This window comes from Paenibacillus sp. 01L418 (assembly GCF_056400045.1).
The window spans coordinates 1-7147 of record NZ_JBFTSN010000332.1; the positions used below are offsets into that span (position 1 = coordinate 1).

At 41.4% G+C, this 7147-nt stretch carries 9 protein-coding genes; 8 read left to right on the forward strand and 1 reads right to left on the reverse strand.

What is annotated here, in order from left to right:
- The coding region (locus tag AC1DSE_RS26575) for a winged helix-turn-helix domain-containing protein (protein WP_477528453.1) at positions 1 to 116 on the forward strand (116 nt) is incomplete at its 5' end.
- A complete protein-coding gene (locus AC1DSE_RS26580; protein WP_477528451.1) occupies positions 113 to 1204 on the forward strand; it encodes a sensor histidine kinase in 1092 nt (363 codons plus the stop codon). The genes AC1DSE_RS26575 and AC1DSE_RS26580, both read left to right, overlap by 4 nt.
- 243 nt (positions 1205 to 1447) lie before the next feature.
- Here AC1DSE_RS26580 and AC1DSE_RS26585 read toward each other — a convergent pair whose 3' ends face one another.
- Complete coding sequence (locus tag AC1DSE_RS26585) at positions 1448 to 2677, reverse strand: MFS transporter (RefSeq protein ID WP_477512614.1); 1230 nt, start codon at positions 2675 to 2677, stop codon at positions 1448 to 1450.
- Positions 2678 to 2854: 177 nt separating this feature from the next.
- Between AC1DSE_RS26585 and AC1DSE_RS26590 the strand changes: the two genes are divergently transcribed.
- From AC1DSE_RS26590 to AC1DSE_RS26615, 6 genes are all read left to right on the forward strand, one after another.
- Positions 2855 to 3310 carry a GNAT family N-acetyltransferase gene (locus AC1DSE_RS26590; RefSeq protein WP_477512613.1) on the forward strand — a complete coding sequence of 152 codons (456 nt, stop codon included), beginning with the start codon at positions 2855 to 2857 and terminating at the stop codon, positions 3308 to 3310.
- Between the two features lie 75 nt (positions 3311 to 3385).
- Positions 3386 to 4162 carry an IclR family transcriptional regulator gene (locus tag AC1DSE_RS26595; RefSeq protein WP_477512612.1) on the forward strand — a complete coding sequence of 259 codons (777 nt, stop codon included), beginning with the start codon at positions 3386 to 3388 and terminating at the stop codon, positions 4160 to 4162.
- A 161-nt stretch (positions 4163 to 4323) separates the two neighbouring features.
- Positions 4324 to 4749 (forward strand): DMT family transporter, encoded by a 426-nt coding sequence (locus AC1DSE_RS26600; protein ID WP_339209338.1) that lies wholly within the window; start codon positions 4324 to 4326, stop codon positions 4747 to 4749.
- Positions 4750 to 4803: 54 nt separating this feature from the next.
- On the forward strand, positions 4804 to 5502 hold the full coding sequence (locus AC1DSE_RS26605; RefSeq protein WP_477512611.1) for a Crp/Fnr family transcriptional regulator: 699 nt from the start codon (positions 4804 to 4806) through the stop codon (positions 5500 to 5502).
- 52 nt (positions 5503 to 5554) lie between these two features.
- Positions 5555 to 6010 (forward strand): DMT family transporter, encoded by a 456-nt coding sequence (locus AC1DSE_RS26610; RefSeq protein WP_477512610.1) that lies wholly within the window; start codon positions 5555 to 5557, stop codon positions 6008 to 6010.
- Positions 6011 to 6104: 94 nt separating this feature from the next.
- Positions 6105 to 7147, forward strand: a 1043-nt coding sequence (locus tag AC1DSE_RS26615; RefSeq protein ID WP_477528452.1) for a WD40/YVTN/BNR-like repeat-containing protein, incomplete at its 3' end; no start/stop codon positions are given.

Here is a 7147-nt window from a genome sequence, read left to right on the forward strand (position 1 = left end):
CAATTGATCAGCATGTCAAAAATTTACGGCAAAAAATAGAGGAGGATGCTAAAAATCCAATGTTCATTCAGACGGTTTTTGGTGCCGGCTATCGCTTTCATGGAGGAGGCAAATGAAAAAAACACTATCCTATCGGATTAGTATTCTTCTTATCTTTTATACAACAGCCATCTTAATCATTGCTTCCATTGCTTTAGCTACAGCCACTCATCATCATTTCCAGCTTTATGGTGAAGAGATAGCGCAAGGCAGCCACGATAACACAGAGTCGTTAAATTCACATTTAGAGCAAGCCATTCTTCAATCCATTGGACTGACAGTAGGCGGAGCACTCATTATTACGCTTATTATGAGCATTTACATCGCTAAAAAAATTTCCTCTCCTTTAGTTAAAATGAAGAATATAACACTCGTTATGGCAAGAGGAAAACGAGATGCTCGTCTTCCTTTAAAAGGCACTCCAAAAGATGAAGTCGATCAACTGGCCGCCTCTATCAATCATTTAGCTGAACAGCTTGAACAGCAAGAACAATTACGGGTAACGATGACCGAAAATATTGCTCATGAGCTTCGAACCCCCTTAACGACATTAAATAGTTTTTTATCAGCGATTCAAGATGGAATTTGGGAAGCTACACCTGAACGCATACAATCATGCAGAGAAGAAATTCACCGTTTAGTCCAAATGGTTAATGATTTGGAAGAACTGCAAACACTTACTTCTACAGCACAGCAGTTAAGCTTAAAAGATGTTCCACTAACAAAATCTATAGAACAAGTTTTAGATCTTATGAAGCCCTCCTTTTCAGATAAAGGAATTATTTTGGAAAGAGGTTTCATCCCTGAAATGACTATCCATGCTGATGAATACCGACTCATTCAAATGTGGACGAATTTATTATCGAATGCTCTAAAGTTTACTTCTAATGGTGGAAAGGTATCGGTATATGGGAAATTAGTTCAACAAGGTGTTCAAATAACCGTCAAGGATACTGGAATCGGAATACCAACTGAGCAGCTCGCGCATGTATTCGAACGTTTCTATCGTGTGGAAAAATCACGGAACCGGAAATCGGGAGGCGGGGGCTTAGGTCTTGCTATTACGAAAACGCTTGTCGAACGTCACGGAGGACAAATTTGGGCTGAAAGTGATGAAGGGACTTTATTTCATGTGTATTTACCGAATACAGTAAAGAATAACTAAATAAAGAGTCTATTTGTAGATGAATGAGAACATTTTGTAGCGGCTGGAGACAAATTATTCAAATCAAAGCTTACTTTACAAGACAATAAACTGCAAAGGATGTTACTAATCTGATACAGAACCGAGTGAGAACGTTTATAAATCAATAGCATAAAAAAACACGTACCGTTGATGCTTTTCCGATCGGAGGTACGTGTTATTTATTGAGATTAGGTACTGCTTATTACGCTGACCATTCATCCATCATTTACTCCATAATGAGCTAAATCTACAGTAGCTGAAAATGAGCAGGTTTCCTAGAGCAGCTAGCCAAAATACTACTGTTGGGTACGCGAGCTCAGAGATCCAACCCGCAGAAACAATCGTAATCGGCATAGCAAGCTTGAATAATGAGCCAGTTATGCCACTGATACGTCCGATTAGCTGATGTGGTGTAGATTCCTGTCTAAATGTCCAAATACAAACGGTGCTGATCATCTCAAAACATCCATTAAGCAGCAGGCTGAAGCTTAACATCATACTGGATTGCGATAAAGCCATCAGTAAATAAGATAACGCAACACATAGCGTGGTGATCGTGACCAAGACACCAACAGAATAGGTGCGTCGAAGCCTGCTAATAAGTAGACTGCCAAGAAGCCCACCTACACCTGCTGCTGCCAACACGGTACCTAGCTCTGCATTATTCAGTCTGAGCGCATCCTTGGCGTAGAAAATGATCGTTGTATCCACCATGCCTGACGTCGCGTTCAAAAAAATTACAGTGATCGTCAACTGCCATAATAATTTATTAGAGCGAAATTCAGCCCAACCTGCTCGAAGCTCACGCCAGAAACCAGCTTGCTGAGCATTAGGCGGCTCATCGCTGCGTAAGAATATCAGCAAAACAAATGCAATAGAGAACAAAAACGAAGTAATGAATAAGGCATCATACAGCACAGGAAGCATGAGCAGCAGCCCTGTTACAGCAGGACCCATAATGCCAACCAAGGTTGACATAAAGTTGAAGGTAGCGTTAGCCGGTGTCAGCATTTCCGCAGGGAGTGAATGCTTCACAATTCCAACACGGGCATTATTAAATGCATAACCAAACAGCATGAGCAAAAAGCCGCTTACATATAGCACAAAGATGGGTGGATTGCCGTAGGAAATGACTGCATATAGACCTAGAAGAACGCAGATTTGCAGTCCTATGGCCCATAATGACCAGCTTTTCTTGTGCACGCGGTCAACCAGTACACCGATAAACATGGCAAGCAGCAGGTTTGGAAGAAGCTCGATGGCGCGCATCGTTGACATTTTCACCGCAGAGTGGCTCAAATCGTACAAAATAAGCGGCAGCGCCAGCTCATAAATTTTGTTGCCAAAGGCGATAATTCCACCTGTTAGAAACAGGATAAGGAATCCTGGATGCCGCCATAAATGAATAAAGGTTGGAGCAGCGGGCTCTGCAAATTGCTTTATGCGCTTCATGATGTGATTTCTCTCCTCATTCTCGTACTGTTGCAAATGATTATACTTTCGAAAAAGAAGAATAAAAAGAGAAGGAAACCATTCTATCATTTCGCCTTTTTGGATATAAAAAAATAGAAACCTTCATGAGAGCCGTTTAGTATAAATGAATAAATTAAAAATAGGAGATGAAGCACAATGGAGTTTAGGGAGCTGGAACAGCCCAACTTGTATGTATTAGAAGACTGGTTTAAAGATGCAGAAGTTTATAAATGGTTAAGCGGCAAATTGCCATTAAAACGCTGGTATAAGTTCGTTAATAAAAGCTCTAATTATTATGCTTGGATAGTTTATGAGCAAGAAATACCCGTTGGTCAAATCAGTGTTGAAATTTATCCCGACCATACTGCTTCTGTAAGCTTATTAACCAATCCAAGCCTTCGAAATAAGGGTTACGGAAAAAGAATGCTGGAGTTGCTGCAGAATAGAAAGGAATTAGATGCCGTACAGATCATTACAGCAGGTATTGAAGTTGAAAATATAGCGAGCATCCGATGCTTTAAAAAGGTGGGCTTTGCCGATGAGGGAATCGACTCGGATAACATCATGAATCTATCAATTCTTCTACATAATCATGAGGAATCATCGGAGTAATATTTCGTTGCTAGGATCTATATGCTAAAATCATGTTAAGCAATATAACATCAATTCCTATCGGAGGTGCAGCAAATGTCCGGGGTCATTTCCAAAGCTATTCACATATTGGATCTGCTTGTACCKCATGGCAGCGAGAAAGAAATGAGTGCAACAGAAATCAGCAGGGAACTCGACATGCCTGTACAAAGCGCGCATCGAATTCTTCATTCTTTATCCGAACATGGATTTGTTGCTCAAGATAAAAAATCGAAAAAATATAAATTAGGACTTTCCATTATGAAATACGGTTTTTTGATGTGGGACAGTCTAATGTTCAGGTCACTGGCTAGACCATTCATGGTCGAACTATCGCAAAAAACGAAAGAAACGATCTATTTGGCTACAAGAGAGAACCAAGAAGGCGTCTATATTGATTCCATCGATTCACCGCAAATTTTGAAAATTTCCGAACCTATCGGACTTAGGCTGCCACTATATATAGGAGCATCTAATCGCGCTATTCTTGTTCATTTGCCATCCACGATGCAGGAAGCTATATTGCAAGGTGTGGATTGGACAACAGTACCGTCGCTGATTCCATTATCCAAAGAAATGATTCAGACTGATCTAGAGATCATTCGCTCCCGAGGTTATGCCATCACATCAGGACAAGCAACGGATGGAACAACTGGCATCGGGGCTCCCATCTTTTCTTATGATAATACCGTTATTGGATCACTGAATGTAGCTGGTCCCGCGATACGGTTTACGCCAAGTAAAATCGAGAGCTACGGTCAGCAAGCAAAAAAGTATGCGGATCTCATCTCCAAAGAACTGGGGTTCCGCAATAAGATACGTTGGAGCGAGTAGGAGGCTATCCCAAACGAATAAATTGAACGAACAGTGATCGAGCGTTCGTTCTTTTTTTATGCAAAAAACTGCTTTACATTGATTTAGGACATATGTCCTTTCCTAAACCTTGAAATGTATCGTTTAATGATGGAAAGATTGATATGGAGGAGAGCAATGATATGAAAGGGAGCATTTTCGCATTTTTAGGCGGGGTCTTAATTACACTACAAGGTGTTGCTAATTCAAGAATTAGTCAAGATATCGGCACTTGGCAAACCGCAACGATTACCCAGTTCACCGGATTCATAGCAGCCTTGATTATTCTGTTATTCGTCAGGGATAAACAGTGGTCCGGTTTTAAACAAGTAAAACCCTTATATCTAATCGGCGGTTCCTTTGCAGCTATTATCATCTTCAGCAATGTCACTGCTATTCAACAAATTGGCGTTACTCTTAGCATATCTGCCATGCTGATTGCCCAGTTAAGCCTGGCTTTTATCGTCGATAGTCAAGGATGGTTTGGGGTTGCAAAGCAGAAGATGAGGCTGCCTCAATTCATCGGTATTGGGATGATGATAGCTGGGGTGGTTATATTGCGGTTATAATAGTTAAAATATACCAAGCCCTTAACCGTATTCCTCTGGAGGTGATTCGTACAGATGCAAGAAATTAAAGATCGCGAGCAGCTCCACCATTTTTTACAAACGCATCAATTGGAAACAACATTCGGGGAACAATTATTACCCCATTTATCACTATTCTGCTTTGACCATGAGGAGCTTATTTGTTCCCAAGGTCAATCTTCAAAATATCTCTATTTTCTCGTTCAAGGAAAGATAAAGATCTACACAACCTCGAAAGATGGGAAAACACTTATTCTTACTTTCAAAACCTCCCTTGATGTAGTAGGGGATATTGAATATGTGCAAGACATTGACATTATCAACACGGTCGAAGCCGTGTCGACTGTATACATGATTGGCATTCATCATCAGTGGTTGAATAAATATGGCAAAGATCATTCGCCGCTGCTGCAATTTTTATTAAAAATTATAGCTCGGAAATTTTTGAAAAATTCGAACGCATTAAGCTTCAATATTTTGCATCCTGTGGAGGTTCGATTGGCGAGCTATCTATTGTCCGTCTCCTATGATGATTCAGAATATCTAATTAAAGGGCAGCGGAAAACAATCAGCTTAAAGGATACGGCTAACTTGATCGGAACGAGCTATAGACATCTCAATCGGGTTGTCCAGCAATTTTGTGCAAAAGGTTTAATTGAGCGAAAAAATGGAGGCATTCTTGTTAAAAACAAGGATGGACTACGCGCACTCGCCATTCAAAATATTTATGAGTAAAACAATATCATGAGCTATTTCAAATCAATAAGCCAATGGGAGAGTAGAAAACATGATGATTGGACTTATATTTGCAGTTCTCACTGGTTGTTTGGTCAGTTTGCAAAATATATTCAATAGCAAAGTCAATGAACGAATAAATACATGGACAACAACTGCGTTAGTATTAGGCATGGGATTCCTTGCCTCATTTGTTATCGGATTCGTATTCGAAGGCGAACAGTTATTTGCATTACAAAATATGAAGCCATGGTACTGGTTCAGCGGTCTAATCGGCGTAGGCGTTGTTACTTGTCTGGTACAAGGCATTAGGCGGCTTGGTCCGACGTATGCCATCTCTATCGTTCTAACCGCACAGCTGGGAACTGCTTTATTGTGGGACTCGCAAGGGTGGCTAGGTATCGAAAAAGTAGCTTTCACAACGAATAAAGGGTTAGGTGTCCTTGTAATCGTCTGTGGCATCATTGTATTTAAAATAAGCGGTGCTCGTAAGAAAGTTACAGCATAACGATCAATAACGTTTAAGATTCAATTTGATCAAAGCAGGGTATTTTCTTCTATAAAGGCTCTAATACTAACTTAGCAGCAGGAGGAGGAAAAACATGATCAAAGCTAAACTTAAGTACGGTCTTGTAGCAGCACTGATGATTGGCCTAACAGCAATCGCACCGTTAACGCAAGCAGCAGGCAGCACAACAGCAAAGGATCTTTTCAGCGGAACACCAGCAGGGGATACCACATACCATTTCAGTGATATTCAATTTTTGAACGGTACAACCGGACGCGCTGCTGGCAATGGATTTCTCATTGGAACTTCTGATGCCGGCTCAACATGGCAACCGATCTATAAGGGTACTTGGCAATTTACACAGCTTGATTTCATTTCCAACACAACTGGATGGGCATTGGCGAAATCTTCTGCTTCCGGAACGAATGCCCTAATTCACACCAAGGATGGCGGAAAAACGTTCACCAAAATAGTAACCAATCCGCTCGCGCTTGAACGTATTCATTTTGTGGATGCTTCAAATGGCTTCGGCTATACGAAGGCTTTTGCCTATAAAACATCAAATGGCGGGAAAACATGGACCAAAATCTCTACTCCTCCCAATAACCGCTATGCAGAATTTACAGATGTGAAGCATGGATGGTCACTTATCGTAGTACCTGGATTTGGCTATCGACTATCAGAAACCACAGATGGTGGTATGAATTGGTCCACAAAACTAACAGTTAAATCAGAGGAGAGCATAGGCGGTAAGCTTTACACAAAGGGAAATCAAATATGGGCACAATTTTACGGTGGAGTAGGGATGTCCCAGCAATCTTATTCCCTTTATGCCTCTGCAGATAATGGTTCAAGCTGGAGGAAAGTAATTAGCCAGGAAACAGCAGGCGGCGGACCAGCACCAGGCGGTGCTGCAGGACTTGTTAAAGAAGGACCTGCTGCGCCTGGTGGACACCCTAGCAATATGGAGCTTGTTGATGGAGCTGCGATACTCGGAGGTTACTCTCCAGCCGCTGGAGTCATTGGCGTTGGTCGTTCGGTTGATTCAGGGAAAACGTGGAATAATCTTACACCGATCGCTGGGGGAGAAAGCATTATTTCGTTTACAAGCAAGGAGCTAGGCTGGATGGCCGATAC